The sequence below is a fragment of the Salmonella sp. FC25216 genome, from assembly GCF_057751355.1.
On record NZ_JBDGON010000009.1, the window covers coordinates 91,094 to 111,008 of the forward strand.

Here is a 19,915-nt window from a genome sequence, read left to right on the forward strand (position 1 = left end):
GATGAAGCTGTACAGTTTCTTTAATAGTTCGGCGTCTTATCGCGTACGTATTGCGCTGGCGTTAAAGGGGATCGATTACCAGACGGTGGGCGTCAATATTCGTATCGGTCAGCAGAATGCGCTGGCCTACCGACGGATGAACCCGGTAGGCCTGGTGCCGACGCTGGTCACTGATGACGGCGAATCGTTGGGGCAATCGCTGGCCATCGTCGACTGGCTGGACCGACATTTTCCGCAAACGCCGCTGCTGCCGACGAGCGATCCGGCGCGCAGCCACGCGCTGGAAATTGTCTACACCATCGCCTGCGATATTCATCCGATTAATAACTTGCGCGTGTTGCGCTATCTGACCGATGAGCTGAAGGTTAGCGAAGAGCAGAAAAAACGCTGGTATGCCCACTGGATACAGCAAGGGTTAAGCGCGGTGGAGCAGCTATTGCGTAAAAGTCAGCCCGGAACATTCTGCGTGGGCGACGCGCCAGGTCTTGCGGACTGCTGCCTGATTCCTCAGTGGGCGAATGCGCTCAGGATGGGCTGTGATTTGTCAGGCTATTCGCGCTGCAAAGCCGTTTATGACGCCTGCGTGCAGCTACCGGCGTTTATTGCCGCCGCACCGGAAAATCAACAAGATAAAATCCCGGCCTGAAAAGGAGAATGATCATGACTAACGTGACAAGCGCAATTATTGTAGGTGGCGGAATCGGTGGCGCGGCGACCGCGCTGTCGCTGGCGCGCCAGGGAATAAAAGTCATGCTGCTGGAAAAAGCGCACGAAATTGGCGAGATTGGCGCGGGTATTCAGCTTGGGCCGAACGCTTTTTCGGCACTGGATAGTCTCGGTGTGGGCGATGTTGCCCGCCAGCGTGCGGTGTTTACCGATCACATTACTATGATGGATGCCGTGAATGCCGAAGAAGTGGTACGCATTGAAACCGGACAGGCGTTCCGCGACCATTTTGGCGGGCCGTATGCGGTAATTCACCGGGTAGATATTCATGCAACGGTATGGGAAGCGGCGCTGACGCACCCTGGTGTGGAGTATCGTACCTCGACCCATATTGTCGATATCCGCCAGACGCCGGATGATGTTACGGTGTTTGATGAGCAGGGCAATAGCTGGACGGCGGATATTCTCGTGGGCTGCGACGGTGTTAAATCGGTAGTGCGGCAAAGTTTACTCGGCGACGCGCCGCGCGTAACGGGGCATGTAGTCTATCGGGCGGTGATTGATTGCAACGATATGCCGGAAGATTTACGTATTAACGCGCCAGTGCTGTGGGCAGGCCCGCATTGTCACCTGGTCCATTATCCGCTGCGCGGAGGTCAACAGTACAATCTGGTGGTGACATTCCATAGCCGCCAGCAAGAAGAGTGGGGCGTGAAAGACGGCAGTAAAGAAGAGGTGCTCTCTTATTTTGCCGGTATTCATCCCCGCCCGCGTCAGATGCTGGATAAGCCGACCTCCTGGCGCCGCTGGTCGACCGCCGATCGTGAGCCGGTCGCGAAATGGGGAACCGAGCGTATTACCCTGGTGGGCGACGCCGCGCATCCGGTGGCGCAATATATGGCCCAGGGCGCCTGTATGGCGCTGGAAGACGCCGTCACGCTGGGCAAAGCGCTGGAACGCTGCGATGGCGACGCGCAGCAGGCATTTGCGCTGTATGAGTCGGTGCGTATTCCCCGCACGGCGCGTATCGTCTGGTCTACCCGAGAGATGGGGCGTCTCTATCACGCCGCCGGGGTGCAGCGTCAGGTGCGTAATCTGTTGTGGAAAGGGAAATCGCAGGAGGCGTTTTATCGCGGTATCGAATGGCTGTACGGCTGGAAAGAAGATAACTGTCTTGAGCCGCGCTGAGCACTTTTACGTGACGTAGCGTGGCGTTTGCGCCGCCATCCGGCAAAAAGTTTTGCTCATCGCAGAGAGGCGTTATGATAGCGCCTCTTTTTTTGCTGTGGATACCGATATGCGGGTTTTACTGGCGCCGATGGAAGGCGTGCTCGACGCGTTAGTGCGCGAGCTGCTGACCGAAGTGAATGATTACGATCTCTGCATCACCGAATTTGTGCGCGTGGTGGATCAGCTTCTGCCGGTAAAAGTGTTTCATCGCATCTGCCCGGAGTTGCTTCACGCCAGCCGCACGCCCTCCGGCACGCCGGTGCGTATTCAGCTTCTGGGCCAGCATCCGCAGTGGCTGGCGGAAAACGCCGCGCGGGCGGCGGCGTTGGGATCGTATGGCGTGGACCTGAACTGCGGCTGTCCGTCAAAAGTGGTGAACGGCAGCGGCGGCGGCGCGACATTGCTCAAAGATCCCGAGCTCATCTATCAGGGCGCGAAAGCGATGCGGGCCGCGGTGCCGTCGCATCTGCCGGTGACGGTAAAGGTGCGCCTCGGTTGGGATAGTGGCGATAGAAAATTTGAAATCGCCGATGCGGTGCAGCAGGCCGGCGCCAGTGAACTGGTGGTGCATGGCCGTACCAAAGCGCAGGGCTACCGCGCCGAGCATATCGACTGGCAGGCGATCGGCGAAATACGCCAGCGTCTGACTATTCCGGTTATCGCTAATGGCGAAATTTGGGACTGGCAGAGCGCGCAGGCATGTATGGCGACCAGCAGCTGTGATGCGGTGATGATTGGCCGCGGGGCGTTAAATATTCCTAACCTGAGCCGGGTGGTGAAGTATAACGAACCGCGTATGCCGTGGCCGGAAGTGGTTGCGTTATTACAAAAATATACCCGACTGGAAAAGCAGGGCGATACCGGTCTGTATCATGTCGCGCGTATTAAACAGTGGCTGGGATATCTACGTAAAGAATATATCGAGGCGACGGAACTCTTTCAGTCGATTCGGGCGTTAAACCGTTCGTCCGAGATTGCGCGGGCGATTCAGGCTATTAAAATCTAATCTTTATAGCGTCCAGAAAGTGTGCCGGGCAGACATTATCGCTCCCCGGCGCAGGCATCAGAAAATCATCTTAAATACGCCCGTTACCACCAACAGCCCAATCAGAAAAATAATTAAGATTGCCCATAGAAGAATTTTCATTGTTTGTCCCTTTATTGGTAAATACAAACAAAGTATAGGAAAGTATTAAGCCATCTGCTGCCTCGTTGGGCGCGGCGACGTTTAACTCATGAAGGCTGCTGGCGCGTATTGCAGTAAAATCGTTCATTTATTAACGGGTTAGTGGGACTTTGTATTGAAATATCATATCAAAAAATGTATCAGATGAAATTATTTGCTAATCATATAAATTTCGAAATATATCTTTTATTGTCTGATGATGTATTGCCACGCGTAACTAAAAAATAGATCGCCGTAAGACGTACTCTCTGCGTACCTTTTTTTATCAGAACACCTCCATGAATCGTAATCCTTTCCTTGCCGCGACAGCGAGCTTGCCGCTTTTTATTTTGCTGGCGGGCTGTGCCCCCATGCATGATACCCGTCAGTCGCTGACCCAGCAGACGCCCTCTTCTCATGTTGATTCCAGCCTGCCGGCGGCGTTGAAAAACGGTTGGCCGGATAGCCAGTGGTGGAAGGCGTATCACGACGCGCAGCTTGACGCGCTGATTGATAATGCCATACAGCATTCGCCGGATATGCAGGTGGCTGAACAGCGTATTCAACTGGCGGAAGCGCAGGCCAAAGCGGTTGAGGCGCAGGACGGTCCGCAACTCGACTTTTCTGCCGACATTGAGCGCCAGCGAATGTCCGCGGAAGGGCTGATGGGGCCATTCGCGATTACCGATCCCGCCGCGGGAACGACCGGGCCGTGGTATACCAACGGCACATTCGGTCTGACGGCGGGCTGGGATCTGGATTTATGGGGGAAAAACCGCGCTGAAGTTACCGCGCGGATCGGGGCGGTCAAAGCGCGCGAAGCGGAGCAGGAACAGACCCGGCAACTGCTGGCAAGCGGTGTGGCGCGACTCTACTGGGAGTGGCAAACGCAGGCGGCGTTGAAAAATGTGCTGACGCAAATCGAGCATGAGCAGCAAAACGTGGTGGCGGTAAACCGGGAGTTGTATCAACACGGGATTACCTCTTCCGTCGAGGGGGTTGAAACCGATATCGACGCCAGTAAAACCCAGCAGCAGTTGAATGACGTTAACGGTAAAATGAAGGTCATTGAGGCGCGGCTCAGCGCGTTAACCAATACGCAATCGGCGGCCCTAAAACTGCGTCAGATGAGTCTCCCCGCCGTTGAAAGCCAGCTACCGTCGCAGTTGGGCTATTCGCTGCTGGCGCGTCGAGCGGATTTGCAGGCTGCGCACTGGTATATTGAATCCTCGTTAAGCAGCATTAACGCGGCGAAGGCAGCGTTTTATCCCGATATCAATCTGATGGCTTTTTTACAACAGGATGCGTTACATCTGAGCGATCTGTTCCGCCATTCCGCACAGCAATATGGCATTACCGGCGGGCTGACGCTGCCGATTTTCGACAGCGGCAGGCTGAATGCCAACCTCGATATGACCAAAGCGCAAAGTAACCTTTCTATCGCCAACTACAACAAAGCGGTGGTAGATGCGGTTAATGATGTGGCGCGCACCGCCAGTCAGGTGGAAACGCTGGCGCAGAAAAATCAGCATCAGCAGCAGATTGAGCATGATGCGCAGCGTGTGGTCGGTCTGGCGCAAGCGCGCTTTAATGCCGGCGTTATCGCGGGTTCCCGCGTGAGCGAGGCCAAAATCCCGGCACTGCGCGAGCAGTGTAACGGCTTGTTGTTGCAGGGCCAGTGGCTGGACGCTTCCATTCAGCTTACCAGCGCGCTGGGCGGCGGTTATCATTCCTGATTTTTCCGGATGATTCAGACAGGGTTCCTATACTTAGGCTGTGTATGATTCATCCGGAGAGGAATATGACCAAAGTTGCAATTGTAACGGCATCAGATTCGGGAATTGGCAAAACGTGTGCGTTGTTATTAGCGCAAAACGGTTTTGATATTGGTATCACCTGGCATTCCGATCAACGCGGCGCGCAGGAGACGGCGAAAAAAGCGGCGCAATTTGGCGTGCGGGCAGAGACCATTCATCTTGACCTGAGCCAGTTGCCCGAGGGCGCGCAGGCCATTGAGCATCTTATCCAGCGTCTGGGGCGCGTTGATGTGCTGGTCAATAATGCCGGGGCGATGACCAAATCCGCGTTTATTGATATGCCGTTTACGCAGTGGCGGCAAATTTTTACCGTGGATGTCGACGGCGCGTTTCTCTGTGCGCAGATCGCCGCCCGGCATATGATTAAACAAGGAGAGGGAGGGCGCATTATCAACATCACCTCCGTCCATGAGCATACGCCGCTTCCGGAAGCCAGCGCCTATACCGCGGCGAAACATGCGCTGGGCGGATTGACTAAATCCATGGCGCTGGAACTGATTGAGCATCATATTTTGGTCAACGCCGTCGCGCCAGGCGCTATCGCCACGCCGATGAACGATATGGATGACAGCGACATCGAGCCGGGATCGGAACCTTCGATCCCTATCGCCCGACCTGGCTCTACGCATGAAATAGCCAGCCTCGTCGCCTGGCTGTGTTCGGAAGGCGCAAGCTATACCACCGGTCAGTCGCTGATTGTCGACGGCGGGTTTATGCTGGCGAATCCGCAATTCAACGCAAAATAAACGCCGGGGGCCGGATGGCGGCGTTATGCCATCCGGATACCATCGGTTTAACGGGCCTCTGCTTTGCCGCGTCTTTTCAGCCACCAGCGCACGCCCACTACCAGTACGACGGCCAGAATCAGCCAGACCCCGTGTCTGAGATGCTGATCGAGGTCGTGCAGCCATGGCGCGATCACCTCGCCGCCAAGATATCCCAGCGTGGTAAACAGCAGCGCCCAGACCAGCGCGCCTACAATATTCAGCGGCAGAAAAATTTTAGGCGGCAGGCGGCTGGCGCCAATCAGCAGCGGGCCAACCACCCGAAATCCATACATAAAACGCGTGCCGATCACAAACAGATACGGATGGCGTTGGATCATTTTCTGCGCGTGACCAATCTTAGTATGATAACGGGGGAAACGACGCAGGATCTTCCCGCCATAGCATCGTCCCAACAGGTAAAGTAGCTGATCGCCCATCATCCCTCCCAGCGCGACAGCCACCACCACCAGCGGAAACTTGAGCAGCCCCTGATGCGCCGCGACGCCTCCCAACAGGGTAACGGTTTCACCTTCGGCCATACTGCCGATAACCAGCGCCGCATAGCCATAATGCGTAATAAGCGTGTTGATATCCATGCGTAAACCACCTCCGGCATTAAGCATACACCCTGGCAAGAGGTGTGCGCGGCAAAGCCGACGTTTTGCCGGAGACTATTTCTTTATTGTTCATAAAATAACCAGAAACTGAATTATACTTGAACATACTGACATCTGAGTCATCAGAAGGGGGCAGTATGAACCATGTATGGGGACTTTTTTCACATCCCGATCGGGAAATGAAGGTGATCAAAAGCGAAAACGAAACCGTTTCGCATCACTATACGCACCATGTTTTGCTGATGGCGGCGATTCCCGTCGTCTGCGCCTTTATCGGCACGACGCAAATCGGCTGGAATTTTGGCGACGGTAATGTGTTACAACTCTCGCTGTTTACCGGTCTTGCGCTGGCGGTCTTGTTCTACGGCGTGATGCTGGCGGGTGTCGCGGTGATGGGACGCGTCATCTGGTGGATGGCGCGAAACTATCCGCAACGGCCATCGCTTGCGCGCTGTATGGTTTTTGCCGGCTATGTCGCGACGCCGCTTTTTTTAAGCGGGCTGGTAGCGCTCTATCCGCTGGTATGGCTATGCGCTCTGGTCGGCGCCGTAGCGCTCTTTTACACCGGCTATTTGCTGTATCTGGGTATCCCGACCTTCCTCAACATTAATAAGGAGGAAGGATTAAGCTTCTCCAGTTCGACGCTCGCTATCGGCGTACTGGTCCTGGAGGTGCTACTGGCAATCACCGTGATCCTGTGGGGATACGGCTACCGCCTGTTCTGATACGAAAAAGGGCTGGCGTAAAAGCCAGCAATGCAGCATTTGCTGACGATTCTTCTGTAGCGGCAACGCTGGCGTGCCGCTATGATGCCACTGCTAGCTTGAGTAAAATCTCAGCTCAGGCGGTGTGCGTTACGACGCGCGTGAATCATTATCAGAAATCTCATCATGCTGAAATTCCGAGCTTCATTCCTGAGCCTTGCTCTGATGTTGGCCGTTCCTTTTGCCCCGCAGGCCGTGGCGAAAACGGCAGCGACAACCGCGGCGTCTCAACCTGAGATTGCCTCCGGTAGCGCAATGATTGTTGATCTCAACACCAATAAAGTGATCTATTCGAACCACCCGGATCTGGTGCGTCCGATTGCCTCAATAACCAAATTAATGACGGCGATGGTCGTGCTCGACGCGCGATTGCCGTTGGATGAAATACTGAAGGTCGATATCAGCCAGACGCCGGAGATGAAAGGGGTTTACTCCCGCGTGCGCCTGAACAGCGAAATTAGCCGCAAAAATATGTTGCTGCTGGCGTTGATGTCATCCGAAAACCGTGCGGCGGCAAGCCTGGCGCACTATTATCCTGGCGGTTATAACGCGTTTATTAAAGCGATGAATGCGAAGGCGAAAGCGTTGGGCATGACGCATACCCGCTTCGTTGAGCCGACGGGGTTGTCGATTCATAACGTCTCGACCGCGCGGGATTTAACAAAACTGCTGATTGCCACGAAGCAATACCCGCTGATTGGGCAGCTAAGCACCACGCGCGAAGACATGGCGACATTCTCGCATCCGGCGTATACGCTGCCGTTTCGCAATACCAACCATTTGGTCTACCGTGATAACTGGAATATCCAGTTAACGAAAACCGGCTTTACCAATGCGGCGGGGCATTGCCTGGTGATGCGTACCGTGATCAATAACAAACCGGTCGCGCTGGTGGTCATGGATGCGTTCGGCAAATATACCCACTTTGCGGACGCCAGTCGCCTGCGTACATGGATTGAAACCGGTAAAGTCATGCCCGTTCCGGCTGCCGCGCTGAGCTATAAAAAGCAAAAAGCCGCGCAAATGGCAGCAGCCAGCGCCAATGCCGGGGCGCAAACCGCACAGAACGATTAAGTCGCCGTAGGCCCGGCAGACGCCGGGCATTCACGGTAAACCGCTCAGTATTAATGCGTCTCGTCGGGCGTATTTTCCTGCCAGAATTTCCGCTTACTCGTTTTGCCGATACCGGGGTTCATACTGTTGGTCGGGTCATTTTGCCGATAAAAACGCGTCAGCGTTTCCGGCGCTTTATACAGATGTCCAACGTTGTGCTCCGCCGGGTATTGCGCCCCGCGCGCTTGCAGCAACTTCAGCATTTGCGCTTTCAGTGCATGGACGTCGACGCCTTTCTTCACGATATAGTCCTGATGAAAAACGTGGCACATAAAGTGGCCGTAATAGAGTTTATGTACCAGTTGGCTGTCGATTTCCGGCGGCAGATGCTCGAACCAGTCGGTATCGTTGCGGCGCAAGGCGATATCCAGCGCCAGGATATCTTCCACTTCATCGGCGTGTACGGCCTGATAACGAATCGCAGCGCCAGCCGCGGCGAAGCGGTGCAGGAAGGCTTTGTTGCCTTCTTCCGGCGTACAGGCGAAGAAATCGCCCTCCGCGGATTTAAAAAATTCATTCAGCCAGCGTTGCGCTTCTGCGACGCCGTCTCCCGCCATTTTTAACAGCAGATGATGCTCATATTTATCGCGCCATTTTTTCATCCGCGGCGGCAGATGGCTGGGAAACAGATGGCCGAATTTCTGCATCGCGCGGTCGGTGAAATGCGGACGGAAAAATTTTACTTTTTCCAGCATCGCATCGGTTCGGCCTTTTAGCGTGAAAAAGAACGGCATCTTGTCGGTGCCGAGTTTATCGATCATCAGAAAGGTATCTTTACCGTACTGCTCCGCAATATCGTAGATATCGCGATGCATATATTCTCCCGCTACCGGCAGATTGTTGAAGTTCGCCAGAATATGCCGACGAATTTCAGTCAGTACCGCGGGCTGATTGGTGCCGATATAAAAAACCTGCTGATTTTTTTCCGCTGCAAAGGTATCAAGGCGAACGGCAAAAACCGCCAGTTTTCCGGCGCAGCCAGAAGATTCAAACAAACGGTCCGGGTCGGCGTTATAGCGGGCGGGCGTATCGGCGTTGATATCTCGTACCCGCGTCACGTAGTCGTGATCGTGCGCATGACGACCATCGTGGCGCACATCCTCATCTTTAATCCGTTCGTCATCCAGCTTGCTCAGGATCTGCTCCGGCGTATGCCCAAGATCGATACCCAGATGATTGACCAGTTGCAGTTTGCCTTGCTCGTCAATACGGGCAAAGAGCGACATCTCGGTATAGGCTGGGCCGCGCTGCACCAGCGAGCCGCCGGAGTTATTACAGATGCCGCCGATGACCGACGCGCCGATACACGACGAACCAATCACCGAGTGCGGTTCGCGGCCCAGCGGTTTAAGCGCTTTTTCCAGCGAATAGAGCGTCGTACCGGGCCAGGCCAGAACCTGTTGGCCGCTATCCAGTAAGTGCAGCTTATCCAGCCGCTGGGTGCTGATAATCACAATATCGCGATCGTAGTCGTTGCCGTTCGGCGTGGAGCCTTCCGTCAGACCCGTGTTGGCGGCCTGCATTAGAATAATTTTGTCAGCATTAACGCAGGCGTTGAGCACACGCCATAGTTCCAGTAATGAACCAGGGAAAACAACGGCCAGCGCGTCGCCCTGACCGGAACGGAAACCCTTGCGATAGCGGGCGGTTTTTGCGGGGTCTGTCAGCAGGTGAGAGTGGCCTACCAGGCGGGCCAGCTCATTCAGGAACGTTTTATTATCAGTCATTGTTATGGAAGACATTCTCCACTCCTTGTGGTGGGACAAAATATCAGCGTTAAGCATAGCGCTTTGTATGACAATACGCTTTCTCATTCAAATTGTCTCTGTGTTGGCGGCATTCATTTGCCGCCTTGATACTATTTGCCGGCGGTTGTGTATCCGGCTGTGCGAAAATTAAGAGAATAACCTTCGCTTTCTTCTCTTCTCGCGTTTAGGCTTATGGCAAACTGCGGTTTTTATTCTGTTTTTACCGCCTCGTCGGGATAAAGATAAAGAGAGACTCAACATGAAATGGTTATGTTCAGTAGGTGTTGCTGTGAGCCTGGCGATGCAGCCAGCATTGGCGGAAAACCTGTTTGGCAATCACCCGCTGACGCCCGAAGCGCGCGACGCGTTCGTCACCGATTTACTCAAGAAAATGACTGTCGATGAAAAAATTGGTCAGTTACGTCTGATTAGCGTCGGCCCTGATAACCCGAAAGAAGCGATTCGCGAGATGATCAAAGAGGGGCAGGTCGGGGCGATTTTCAATACCGTCACCCGCCAGGATATCCGTCAAATGCAGGATCAGGTGATGGCGTTGAGCCGCCTGAAAATTCCTCTCTTTTTTGCCTATGACGTGGTACACGGCCAGCGAACCGTCTTTCCGATAAGCCTTGGTCTGGCTTCTTCTTTTAATCTGGATGCGGTAAGAACCGTAGGACGCGTGTCGGCGTATGAAGCAGCGGACGACGGCCTGAATATGACCTGGGCGCCGATGGTGGATGTCTCCCGCGATCCGCGTTGGGGGCGCGCCTCTGAAGGCTTTGGCGAAGACACCTGGTTAACCTCCATCATGGGTGAAACCATGGTGAAAGCGATGCAGGGCAAAAGCCCGGCGGACCGCTACTCGGTAATGACCAGCGTGAAACATTTTGCCGCCTATGGCGCCGTTGAAGGCGGTAAAGAATACAACACCGTGGATATGAGTTCCCAGCGTCTGTTTAATGACTACATGCCGCCGTACAAAGCGGGGCTGGATGCAGGGAGCGGCGCAGTGATGGTGGCGCTGAACTCGCTGAACGGCACGCCTGCGACGTCAGATTCCTGGCTATTGAAAGATGTCCTGCGCAATGAGTGGGGCTTTAAGGGAATTACCGTTTCCGACCACGGCGCTATTAAGGAACTGATTAAACACGGTACGGCGGCCGACCCGGAAGACGCAGTGCGCGTGGCGCTGAAGTCAGGGGTGGATATGAGCATGGCGGATGAGTATTACAGCAAATATCTGCCGGGACTGATTAAGTCGGGCAAAGTGACGATGGCGGAACTGGACGACGCGACGCGCCATGTGCTCAACGTAAAATATGACATGGGATTGTTTAACGACCCGTACAGTCATCTGGGGCCGAAAGAGAGCGACCCAGCGGACACCAATGCCGAAAGCCGCCTGCATCGTAAAGAGGCGCGGGAGGTGGCGCGGGAAAGTGTGGTGCTGCTGAAAAACCGGCTGGAAACGCTGCCGCTGAAAAAATCGGGCACCATTGCCGTTGTTGGGCCGCTGGCCGACAGTCAACGTGATGTAATGGGAAGCTGGTCTGCTGCTGGCGTCGCGGATCAGTCGGTGACGGTGCTGGCGGGTATTCAGAATGCCGTCGGCGATGGGGCGAAGATCCTCTATGCCAAAGGGGCTAATATCACTAATGATAAAGGCATCGTCGATTTCTTAAACCTGTATGAAGAGGCGGTGAAAATCGATCCGCGCTCACCGCAGGCGATGATTGATGAGGCGGTGCAGGCGGCGAAACAGGCCGATGTAGTGGTCGCGGTAGTAGGCGAGTCGCAGGGGATGGCGCATGAAGCCTCCAGCCGTACCGATATCACCATTCCACAGAGTCAGCGCGACTTAATCACCGCTCTGAAAGCCACCGGTAAGCCGCTGGTACTGGTATTAATGAACGGCAGACCGCTGGCGCTGGTAAAAGAAGATCAACAGGCCGATGCGATTCTGGAGACCTGGTTTGCCGGGACGGAAGGCGGCAACGCCATTGCCGATGTGCTGTTTGGCGATTACAACCCGTCAGGCAAACTGCCGATGTCCTTCCCGCGTTCGGTGGGACAAATTCCGGTCTATTACAGCCATCTCAATACGGGACGCCCGTATAACTCTGAAAAGCCAAACAAATATACCTCACGTTATTTTGACGAAGCGAATGGCCCGCTCTATCCATTTGGTTACGGTCTGAGCTACACCACGTTTACGGTGTCTGACGTCACGCTCTCCGCGCCGACAATGAAACGCGACGGCAACGTCACGGCCAGCGTAGAGGTCACGAATACCGGTAAACGCGAAGGGGCAACGGTCATCCAGATGTATTTACAGGATGTCACGGCGTCACTGAGCCGCCCGGTGAAGCAATTAAAAGGCTTTGAAAAAATCACCCTCAAGCCTGGCGAAAGTAAAACCGTGAGTTTCCCGATTGATATCGACGCGTTGAAGTTCTGGAATCAGCAGATGAAATATGACGCGGAACCCGGCAAGTTCAACGTCTTTATCGGCGTGGATTCCGCTCGCGTTAAACAGGGATCGTTCGAACTACTGTAAGCCTGCCGTCAACAGGGCGTGATATCAGCGTCCTGTTTGGCAATGTCTTTTCCTTGCCACCCTTTTATTGCCAGCCATGTCACTTAACCTGCCGGAAAATCCCAGGTTAAACGCAGACTTTTCAGCTATGCTTTTTTCTCAAGTCTCTGAAAAAGGCCGTAAAAGGATGAGGAAAGCATCATGACGATCACAAAGCTATGGGTAAGTTCGCTGGCGTTGCTGGCGACGGTGAGTTTACCTCTACAGGCGGCATCGCCCGTGACGGTCGGGTCAAAGATTGATACCGAAGGCGCGCTGCTCGGCAACATGATTTTGCAGGTACTGGAAGGCCACGGCGTTAAAACGGTCAATAAAATTCAGCTCGGGACGACGCCAGTCGTTCGTGGCGCAATTACCGCCGGAGAGCTGGATATCTATCCGGAATACACCGGTAACGGGGCGTTCTTTTTTAAAGATGAAAACGATCCGGCATGGAAGAATGCAAAGCAAGGCTTTGAGAAAGTCAAAAAACAGGATGCGGAGCAGAATAAGCTGGTCTGGTTGACGCCTGCGCCGGCAAACAACACCTGGACCATAGCGGTACGCCAGGACATCGCTGAAAAAAATAAACTCTCCTCGCTTGCCGATCTCAGCCGTTATCTGAAAGAGGGTGGCACTTTTAAACTGGCGGCGTCTGCGGAATTTATCGAACGGGCGGATGCGCTACCGGCATTTGAAAAAGCCTATGATTTTACCTTGAATCAGAACCAGCTATTGTCGCTGGCGGGCGGCGATACGGCGGTAACGATCAAAGCCGCCGCGCAACAAACATCCGGCGTTAACGCCGCGATGGCGTATGGTACCGACGGCCCGGTCGCCGCGCTGGGTCTGCAAACCCTGAGCGACCCGAAAGGCGTCCAGCCTATCTATGCGCCCGCGCCGGTAGTGCGTGAATCGGTATTGCAGGCCTATCCGCAGATAGCCGACTGGCTGCAACCCGTTTTCGCCAGCCTTGATGAGAAAACGCTGCAACAGTTGAACGCCAAAATCGCCGTAGAAGGACTGGATGCGAAAAAAGTCGCCGCAGATTACCTCCGACAAAAAGGGTGGGTGAAGTAATCTGTGAGTGACGTTGCCAAAATCACGGTTAATCGTGTGCTGTTGCTGTTGGTTGTTCTGACCCTGCTTGCTGTCGCGCTGCCTTTCATTAATTACGCCCCGAATCGTCTGGTGAGCGGCGAGGGGCGCCAGTTATGGGAGATCTGGCCGGCGACCATCTGGATGCTGACTGGCGCGGGATGCGCGCTGTTTACGCTGTGCTTTGTACCCGGTAAACGCGGCAGCGTACTGACGCTGATGGTGGCGCAGACGCTCTTCATTGTCATGCTGTGGGGCGTCGGCAGGGCGGCGACGCAGTTGGCGCAGGAGGGCAGTCCGCTGGCGCGCACCAGTCTGGGAAGCGGATTGTGGCTCGGCCTTGGTCTGACGCTGCTGGCCTGTAGCGATGCGATCCGCCGTATTACCGTTGGGCCGCTGTGGCGCTGGTTGCTGCACGCGCAAATTGTCATTGTACCGCTGGCGCTGCTGTTTTCAGGCACGTTCGACAACCTCTCGCTTCTGAAAGAGTATACCAATCGCCAGGATGTTTTCGATGCCGCGCTGGTGCAACATTTGATGTTACTGGCGGGCACGGTGCTGCCGGCGCTGGCGATCGGGCTGCCGTTGGGCGTCTGGTGTTATTTTTCCGCCTCGCGCCAGGGGCCGGTGTTTACCGTACTGAATGTGATCCAGACCATTCCTTCCGTTGCGCTGTTTGGCCTGCTGATTGCGCCGTTGGCCGGACTGGTGAAACAGTTTCCGTGGCTTGCCACATTCGGCGTCGCGGGAACCGGCATGACGCCTGCGCTGATAGCGCTGGTGCTCTATGCGTTATTGCCGCTGGTGCGCGGTGTGGTCGCCGGGCTCAACCAGGTGCCGCGCGATGCGCTGGAGAGCGCAAGAGCGATGGGGATGAGCAGCGGTCAGCGCTTCAGGCATGTGCAACTGCCGCTGGCGCTGCCGGTCTTTTTACGTAGCCTGCGGGTTGTAATGGTACAGACAGTGGGAATGGCCGTCGTCGCCGCGCTGATTGGCGCGGGAGGCTTCGGCGCGCTGGTGTTTCAGGGGCTATTGAGCAGCGCCATTGATTTAGTCTTGTTGGGCGTCATTCCGGTGATTGCGCTGGCGGTAGTGATCGACGCGCTGTTTGATTTAGGGATCGCGTTTCTGAAGGGAGCAACCGATGATTGAATTTAACCATGTCAGTAAAACCTTCGGCGATCAACAGGCAGTCAGCGACCTCAATTTGCACTTTAGCGAAGGCAGCTTTTCGGTGTTGATTGGTACCTCCGGTTCGGGGAAATCGACCACGTTGAAGATGATTAACCGACTGGTAGAGCATGATAGCGGAACGATCCGTTTTGCCGGAGAAGAGATCCGCAGCCTGCCGGTGCTTGAACTGCGCCGTCGCATGGGCTATGCCATTCAGTCTATCGGCCTTTTTCCCCACTGGACGGTGGCGCAAAATATCGCCACCGTGCCGCAACTACAAAAGTGGTCGCGTGCGCGGATTAACGATCGTATTGACGAACTGATGGCATTATTAGGTCTGGAAAGCGCGCTGCGCGATCGCTATCCGCATCAGCTTTCCGGCGGGCAACAGCAGCGGGTCGGCGTCGCGCGCGCGTTGGCTGCCGATCCGCAGGTGTTGCTGATGGACGAACCTTTTGGCGCGCTTGATCCGGTGACGCGCGGCGCATTACAGCAGGAAATGACTCGTATCCATCGACTGCTGGGACGCACCATCGTACTGGTGACGCACGATATCGACGAGGCGTTACGCCTCGCCGACCATCTGGTGCTGATGGACGGCGGCAACGTTATCCAACAGGGATCGCCGCTTTCTATGCTGACCTCGCCGGAAAATGATTTCGTGCAGGCGTTTTTTGGCCGCAGCGAGCTGGGCGTAAGACTGCTTTCGTTACGTAGCGTAGGCGATTATGTACGCCGGCATGAACAGCTCAGCGGCGACGGGCTGGTGGAAGAGATGACGCTACGCGATGCGCTATCGATGTTTGTCGCCCGTCGGTGCGACGTCCTGCCGGTGGTGAATCAGCAGGGCGAGCCCTGCGGTACGCTCCATTTCCGCGATCTGCTTTCGGAGACGTCCCCCCGTGAAACGACTGTGTGATCCGCTTCTCTGGCTTATTGTTCTGTTCTTGCTTCTGCTGTTTGGATTGCCTTATAGCCAGCCGCTCTTCGGCGCGCTGTTTCCCGATTTGCCGCGCCCGGTCTACCAACAGGAGAGTTTTGCCGCCCTCGCGCTCGCCCATTTCTGGTTGGTGGGCATCTCAAGTCTGTTTGCCATCGTGGCGGGTGTCGGCGCAGGGATTGCGGTCACGCGAGAAAGTGGGAAAGAGTTTCGTCCCCTGGTGGAGACTATCGCCGCCGTCGGCCAGACCTTTCCGCCGGTCGCGGTGCTGGCGATCGCGGTACCCGTCATGGGTTTTGGTCAGCAACCGGCAATTATTGCCTTGATCCTGTATGGGGTGTTGCCCATCCTGCAGGCGACCCTGGCAGGACTGGGCGCGGTGCCTGCCAGCGTGATGAGCGTTGCCAGCGGTATGGGAATGAGCCGTCGCCAACAGTTATATCAGGTTGAGCTGCCGCTGGCCGCGCCGGTGATTCTGGCGGGCATCCGAACCTCGGTGATCATCAATATTGGTACGGCGACCATCGCTTCAACGGTGGGGGCCAGTACGTTAGGCACGCCGATCATTATCGGGCTTAGCGGATTTAATACGGCCTATGTTATCCAGGGGGCGGTGCTGGTGGCGCTGGCGGCGATCATTATCGATCGCCTGTTTGAAAGGCTGACGCGCGCGCTTACCCGGCACGCAAAATAAAGCTGTAACCTGCCAGCATCACGCCGCCGATACCGCCGATAGCCATTAGCAGGAAAAGTGCGATCACCCCGATTTTCGCCATGTGCATTATGTACTCCTTATGTTAATAAAAGGAGTATACATTAAAGCAAATTTGTTAGCTGCTGTTTAAGCGCCAAGGGAATGAATGTCGCGTCCCTGGGCGCGCCATGCCGAGAGCTGCTGCTGTTGCGCCAGCGTCTGGTTTTCTCCGCACCATACCAGTAGCGTCTTGCCGTCAAACAGTTCCGGGCGGAGCTGGCTAAGCGAGTGCGCCAGCACGTCGATACGCCATCCCTGTTGGCTGGCGACCCAACCTTCCAGCCACAGACGAGTGGTGTCATGGATATTCCAGCCGATCACCAGCGCATCTTTTCCCTGTTTCTTACGCGCAGACGCCAGGCAAAGCGCAATATAGTTGATCAGGATACCGTCAAGAATGCCGAGCAGCGCCTGAAGGGCGGGTTGTTGGCACTGTAGTCGTCGCCGCAGCGGGACGAACAGGTTAGTGGTCAATGTTTGGGCTGGATAATCCTGACCGCGTTCTTTGACCCATAACCGTAAACTGTGCAGATTACTGCTTTGCAGGTAGTGCAGCAGGATCTCCTGCTGTTCGCGCCAGCCGTTAGGTTGCTCGCTACTGTCGCTACTGAGCAGCACTTTGACTTTGCTGACCTGAACGCCGTTATCTATCCAGCGCTTGATTTCGCGGATTCTGTCGATATCGGCATCGTTAAACAGGCGGTGACCGCCATCCGTTCGCTGTGGTTTTAAAAGTCCATAACGTCTCTGCCACGCGCGCAACGTGACAGGATTGATATCACAAAGCAAAGCCACTTCACCAATTGTGTAAAGCGCCATCGTTTCACCCTTGCTCGCGCGGTCCCGGTTTAACTTTAGACGCTCTTTTACGAACCAGGAAGTTTTGCCTGTTTTTTATGCACTAAAACGGCAGGTAGCAGGTCGCGGCGGGGCGTTTAAGTGATCGTACTCACGAATTCATATTTTTATGCAACAGTTCAAAGAAAGTTAATCGTACTCAATGTATGTTACGCGCTTTTAATTGAAGTGTGGTTTGCGGGTATGTACGAGTTTAATCTGGTGTTGCTGCTGCTTCAGCAGATGTGCGTGTTTTTGGTCATTGCGTGGCTAATGAGCAAAACGCGCCTGTTTATCCCGCTTATGCAGGTCACGGTTCGTCTGCCGCACAAACTTCTGTGTTACGTCACGTTTTCTATCTTCTGCATTATGGGCACTTATTTTGGGCTGCATATCGAAGATTCGATTGCCAATACCCGCGCGATTGGCGCGGTGATGGGCGGCCTGCTGGGCGGGCCGATCGTCGGTGGGCTGGTCGGTCTGACCGGTGGGTTACATCGGTATTCTATGGGCGGTATGACGGCGCTGAGCTGTATGATTTCCACCATCGTCGAAGGGCTGCTGGGCGGATTGGTACACAGCGTTCTCATACGTCGCGGACGCCCGGACAAAGTGTTTAGCCCGCTGACGGCGGGAGCGATTACGTGTGTTGCCGAACTGGTGCAGATGCTGATCATTTTACTGATAGCCCGGCCGTTTGACGATGCCCTGCATCTGGTCAGTAATATTGCCGCGCCGATGATGGTGACGAATACCGTCGGCGCCGCGCTGTTCATGCGTATTTTGCTCGATAAGCGCGCCATGTTTGAAAAATATACCTCGGCATTTTCTGCTACCGCGCTGAAGGTCGCCGCGTCAACAGAGGGGATTCTGCGTCAGGGATTTAACGAAGTGAACAGTATGAAGGTGGCGCAGGTGTTATATCAGGAGCTGGATATCGGCGCCGTCGCCATCACCGATCGCGAAAAACTGCTGGCTTTTACTGGTATTGGCGACGATCACCATCTACCGGGAAAACCCATTTCATCAGGTTATACGCTGAAAGCGATTGAAACCGGAGAGGTGGTTTATGCTGATGGCAACGAAGTGCCGTATCGCTGTTCGCTACACCCGCAGTGTAAACTCGGTTCGACGCTGGTGATCCCGCTGCGTGGCGAAAATCAGCGAGTAATGGGCACCATTAAATTGTACGAAGCGAAAAACCGACTGTTCAGCTCAATTAACCGCACTCTGGGGGAGGGTATTGCGCAGCTTTTATCCGCGCAGATCCTGGCCGGGCAGTATGAACGGCAGAAGGCGCTGCTGACGCAGTCAGAGATCAAGCTGTTGCACGCGCAGGTGAATCCGCATTTTCTGTTTAACGCGCTGAATACCATTAAAGCGGTGATTCGCCGCGACAGCGAACAGGCCAGCCAACTGGTGCAGTACCTTTCGACCTTTTTTCGCAAAAATTTAAAACGCCCGTCGGAAATCGTCACGCTGGCTGATGAAATTGAACACGTGAACGCTTATCTGCAAATTGAAAAAGCGCGTTTTCAGTCGCGTTTGCAGGTTCAGCTTGATGTGCCACCGACGCTTTCACGTCAGAAATTGCCTGCGTTTACGTTACAGCCGATTGTTGAGAACGCTATTAAACATGGCACGTCGCAACTGCTTGATACTGGCAATGTTGCTATTCGCGCCCGGCGCGAAGGGCAGCATTTGATGTTAGATATTGAAGATAATGCGGGGCTGTATCAGCCTTCCGCCAGCAGTTGCGGGCTGGGGATGAGTCTGGTGGATAAACGTCTGCGCGAACACTTTGGCGATGATTATGGCATTAGCGTGGCCTGCGAGCCGGACTGCCTTACCCGAATTACATTACGACTTCCACTGGAGGAGGACGCATGATTAAAGTGCTGATTGTGGATGATGAGCCGTTAGCGCGGGAAAATCTGCGGATTCTGCTTCAGGGGCAGGATGACATTGAGATTGTGGGGGAGTGTGCGAACGCGGTAGAAGCGATTGGCGCGGTACATAAGTTGCGACCTGATGTGCTGTTTCTGGATATTCAGATGCCGCGTATCAGTGGACTGGAGATGGTCGGCATGCTTGATCCGGAACATCGCCCGTATATTGTTTTTTTGACCGCATTTGATGAATACGCCATCAAAGCCTTTGAAGAACACGCTTTTGATTATCTGCTCAAGCCGATAGAAGAGAAACGGCTGGAGAAAACGCTACATCGTCTGCGTCAGGAACGCAGTAAACAGGATGTTTCGTTGTTGCCGGAAAACCAGCAGGCGCTTAAATTCATTCCCTGTACCGGACACAGTCGGATCTATTTATTGCAAATGGATGATGTTGCCTTTGTCAGTAGCCGTATGAGCGGCGTTTATGTTACCAGCAGTGAAGGGAAAGAGGGGTTTACCGAGCTGACGCTGCGCACGCTGGAAAGCCGGACGCCGCTACTGCGTTGTCATCGTCAGTTTCTGGTAAATATGGCCCATTTGCAGGAAATTCGGCTGGAGGATAATGGGCAGGCAGAGCTGATTTTACGCAACGGCCTGACGGTTCCGGTAAGCCGTCGCTATCTAAAAAGTTTAAAAGAGGCGATTGGCCTGTAAAAGACTGTTAGAATATCGTTTTGCCATAGAAACGACCGAAGGCCT

The 19,915-nt window shown here is 54.7% G+C and carries 19 protein-coding genes; 14 read left to right on the forward strand and 5 right to left on the reverse strand.

Features of this window, described 5'->3' with window-relative positions; translation table 11 throughout:
• The first annotated feature begins 1 nt into the window (after nt 1).
• The 3 genes from maiA (at nt 2) to dusC (ending at nt 2,902) form a co-directional block, all read left to right on the forward strand.
• Entirely contained in the window at nt 2-646 is a 645-nt protein-coding gene (maiA, locus tag AC3G3F_RS18270) for a maleylacetoacetate isomerase (protein ID WP_023248311.1), read from the forward strand.
• A gap of 14 nt (nt 647-660) precedes the next feature.
• Entirely contained in the window at nt 661-1,854 is a 1,194-nt protein-coding gene (locus tag AC3G3F_RS18275) for a 3-hydroxybenzoate 6-monooxygenase (protein ID WP_023248310.1), read from the forward strand.
• Nucleotides 1,855-1,963: 109 nt separating this feature from the next.
• Nucleotides 1,964-2,902 (forward strand): tRNA dihydrouridine(16) synthase DusC, encoded by a 939-nt coding sequence (dusC, locus tag AC3G3F_RS18280; protein ID WP_053510439.1) that lies wholly within the window; start codon nt 1,964-1,966, stop codon nt 2,900-2,902.
• A 57-nt stretch (nt 2,903-2,959) separates the two neighbouring features.
• Here the strand turns inward: dusC and yohP are convergent, their stop codons facing one another.
• Nucleotides 2,960-3,043, reverse strand: coding sequence for a small membrane protein YohP (gene yohP / locus AC3G3F_RS18285; protein WP_000698460.1), 84 nt, complete (start codon nt 3,041-3,043; stop codon nt 2,960-2,962).
• A 317-nt stretch (nt 3,044-3,360) separates the two neighbouring features.
• Between yohP and mdtQ the strand changes: the two genes are divergently transcribed.
• Together mdtQ and AC3G3F_RS18295 are read left to right on the forward strand one after the other, a co-directional pair.
• Nucleotides 3,361-4,797 carry a multidrug resistance outer membrane protein MdtQ gene (gene mdtQ / locus AC3G3F_RS18290; protein ID WP_079796524.1) on the forward strand — a complete coding sequence of 479 codons (1,437 nt, stop codon included), beginning with the start codon at nt 3,361-3,363 and terminating at the stop codon, nt 4,795-4,797.
• A gap of 65 nt (nt 4,798-4,862) precedes the next feature.
• The gene (locus tag AC3G3F_RS18295) at nt 4,863-5,624 is read left to right on the forward strand and encodes an SDR family oxidoreductase (protein WP_023248307.1); all 762 of its coding nucleotides are present in this window, start codon (nt 4,863-4,865) and stop codon (nt 5,622-5,624) included.
• A 47-nt stretch (nt 5,625-5,671) separates the two neighbouring features.
• Here the strand turns inward: AC3G3F_RS18295 and AC3G3F_RS18300 are convergent, their stop codons facing one another.
• The gene (locus AC3G3F_RS18300) at nt 5,672-6,241 is read right to left on the reverse strand and encodes a DedA family protein (RefSeq protein WP_023248306.1); all 570 of its coding nucleotides are present in this window, start codon (nt 6,239-6,241) and stop codon (nt 5,672-5,674) included.
• Nucleotides 6,242-6,399: 158 nt separating this feature from the next.
• Between AC3G3F_RS18300 and AC3G3F_RS18305 the strand changes: the two genes are divergently transcribed.
• Together AC3G3F_RS18305 and pbpG are read left to right on the forward strand one after the other, a co-directional pair.
• Nucleotides 6,400-6,987: a Yip1 family protein gene (locus tag AC3G3F_RS18305; RefSeq protein ID WP_023248305.1), complete on the forward strand. Its 588-nt coding sequence runs from the start codon at nt 6,400-6,402 to the stop codon at nt 6,985-6,987.
• 165 nt (nt 6,988-7,152) lie between these two features.
• Nucleotides 7,153-8,100, forward strand: coding sequence for a D-alanyl-D-alanine endopeptidase (pbpG, locus tag AC3G3F_RS18310; RefSeq protein WP_023248304.1), 948 nt, complete (start codon nt 7,153-7,155; stop codon nt 8,098-8,100).
• A gap of 50 nt (nt 8,101-8,150) precedes the next feature.
• Here the strand turns inward: pbpG and dld are convergent, their stop codons facing one another.
• Nucleotides 8,151-9,881 carry a D-lactate dehydrogenase gene (gene dld, locus AC3G3F_RS18315; RefSeq protein ID WP_023248303.1) on the reverse strand — a complete coding sequence of 577 codons (1,731 nt, stop codon included), beginning with the start codon at nt 9,879-9,881 and terminating at the stop codon, nt 8,151-8,153.
• Between the two features lie 265 nt (nt 9,882-10,146).
• Here dld and bglX point away from each other — a divergent pair, with 265 nt between their 5' ends.
• From bglX to AC3G3F_RS18340, 5 genes are all read left to right on the forward strand, one after another.
• Nucleotides 10,147-12,444: a beta-glucosidase BglX gene (bglX, locus tag AC3G3F_RS18320; protein ID WP_488395491.1), complete on the forward strand. Its 2,298-nt coding sequence runs from the start codon at nt 10,147-10,149 to the stop codon at nt 12,442-12,444.
• A gap of 180 nt (nt 12,445-12,624) precedes the next feature.
• A complete protein-coding gene (gene osmF, locus AC3G3F_RS18325; RefSeq protein ID WP_023248301.1) occupies nt 12,625-13,542 on the forward strand; it encodes a glycine betaine ABC transporter substrate-binding protein OsmF in 918 nt (305 codons plus the stop codon).
• Nucleotides 13,543-13,545: 3 nt separating this feature from the next.
• Nucleotides 13,546-14,712 carry an ABC transporter permease gene (locus AC3G3F_RS18330; RefSeq protein WP_070801831.1) on the forward strand — a complete coding sequence of 389 codons (1,167 nt, stop codon included), beginning with the start codon at nt 13,546-13,548 and terminating at the stop codon, nt 14,710-14,712.
• Entirely contained in the window at nt 14,705-15,652 is a 948-nt protein-coding gene (locus AC3G3F_RS18335; protein WP_053510431.1) for an ABC transporter ATP-binding protein, read from the forward strand. Before AC3G3F_RS18330 ends, AC3G3F_RS18335 begins: the two co-directional genes overlap by 8 nt.
• Nucleotides 15,636-16,367, forward strand: a complete 732-nt coding sequence (locus AC3G3F_RS18340; RefSeq protein ID WP_023248298.1) for an ABC transporter permease — start codon at nt 15,636-15,638, stop codon at nt 16,365-16,367. Before AC3G3F_RS18335 ends, AC3G3F_RS18340 begins: the two co-directional genes overlap by 17 nt.
• Here the strand turns inward: AC3G3F_RS18340 and AC3G3F_RS18345 are convergent.
• Complete coding sequence (locus AC3G3F_RS18345) at nt 16,348-16,455, reverse strand: protein YohO (protein ID WP_079813475.1); 108 nt, start codon at nt 16,453-16,455, stop codon at nt 16,348-16,350. The two genes, AC3G3F_RS18340 and AC3G3F_RS18345, sit on opposite strands and share 20 nt — an antisense overlap.
• A 59-nt stretch (nt 16,456-16,514) precedes the next feature.
• Nucleotides 16,515-17,246, reverse strand: coding sequence for an HTH-type transcriptional regulator MlrA (mlrA, locus tag AC3G3F_RS18350; protein ID WP_063390616.1), 732 nt, complete (start codon nt 17,244-17,246; stop codon nt 16,515-16,517).
• A 222-nt stretch (nt 17,247-17,468) separates the two neighbouring features.
• Here mlrA and AC3G3F_RS18355 point away from each other — a divergent pair, with 222 nt between their 5' ends.
• Entirely contained in the window at nt 17,469-19,154 is a 1,686-nt protein-coding gene (locus tag AC3G3F_RS18355) for a sensor histidine kinase (RefSeq protein WP_023248297.1), read from the forward strand.
• Complete coding sequence (btsR, locus tag AC3G3F_RS18360; RefSeq protein WP_000598637.1) at nt 19,151-19,870, forward strand: two-component system response regulator BtsR; 720 nt, start codon at nt 19,151-19,153, stop codon at nt 19,868-19,870. The genes AC3G3F_RS18355 and btsR overlap by 4 nt, the downstream gene beginning before the upstream one ends.
• Nucleotides 19,871-19,915 lie beyond the last annotated feature (45 nt).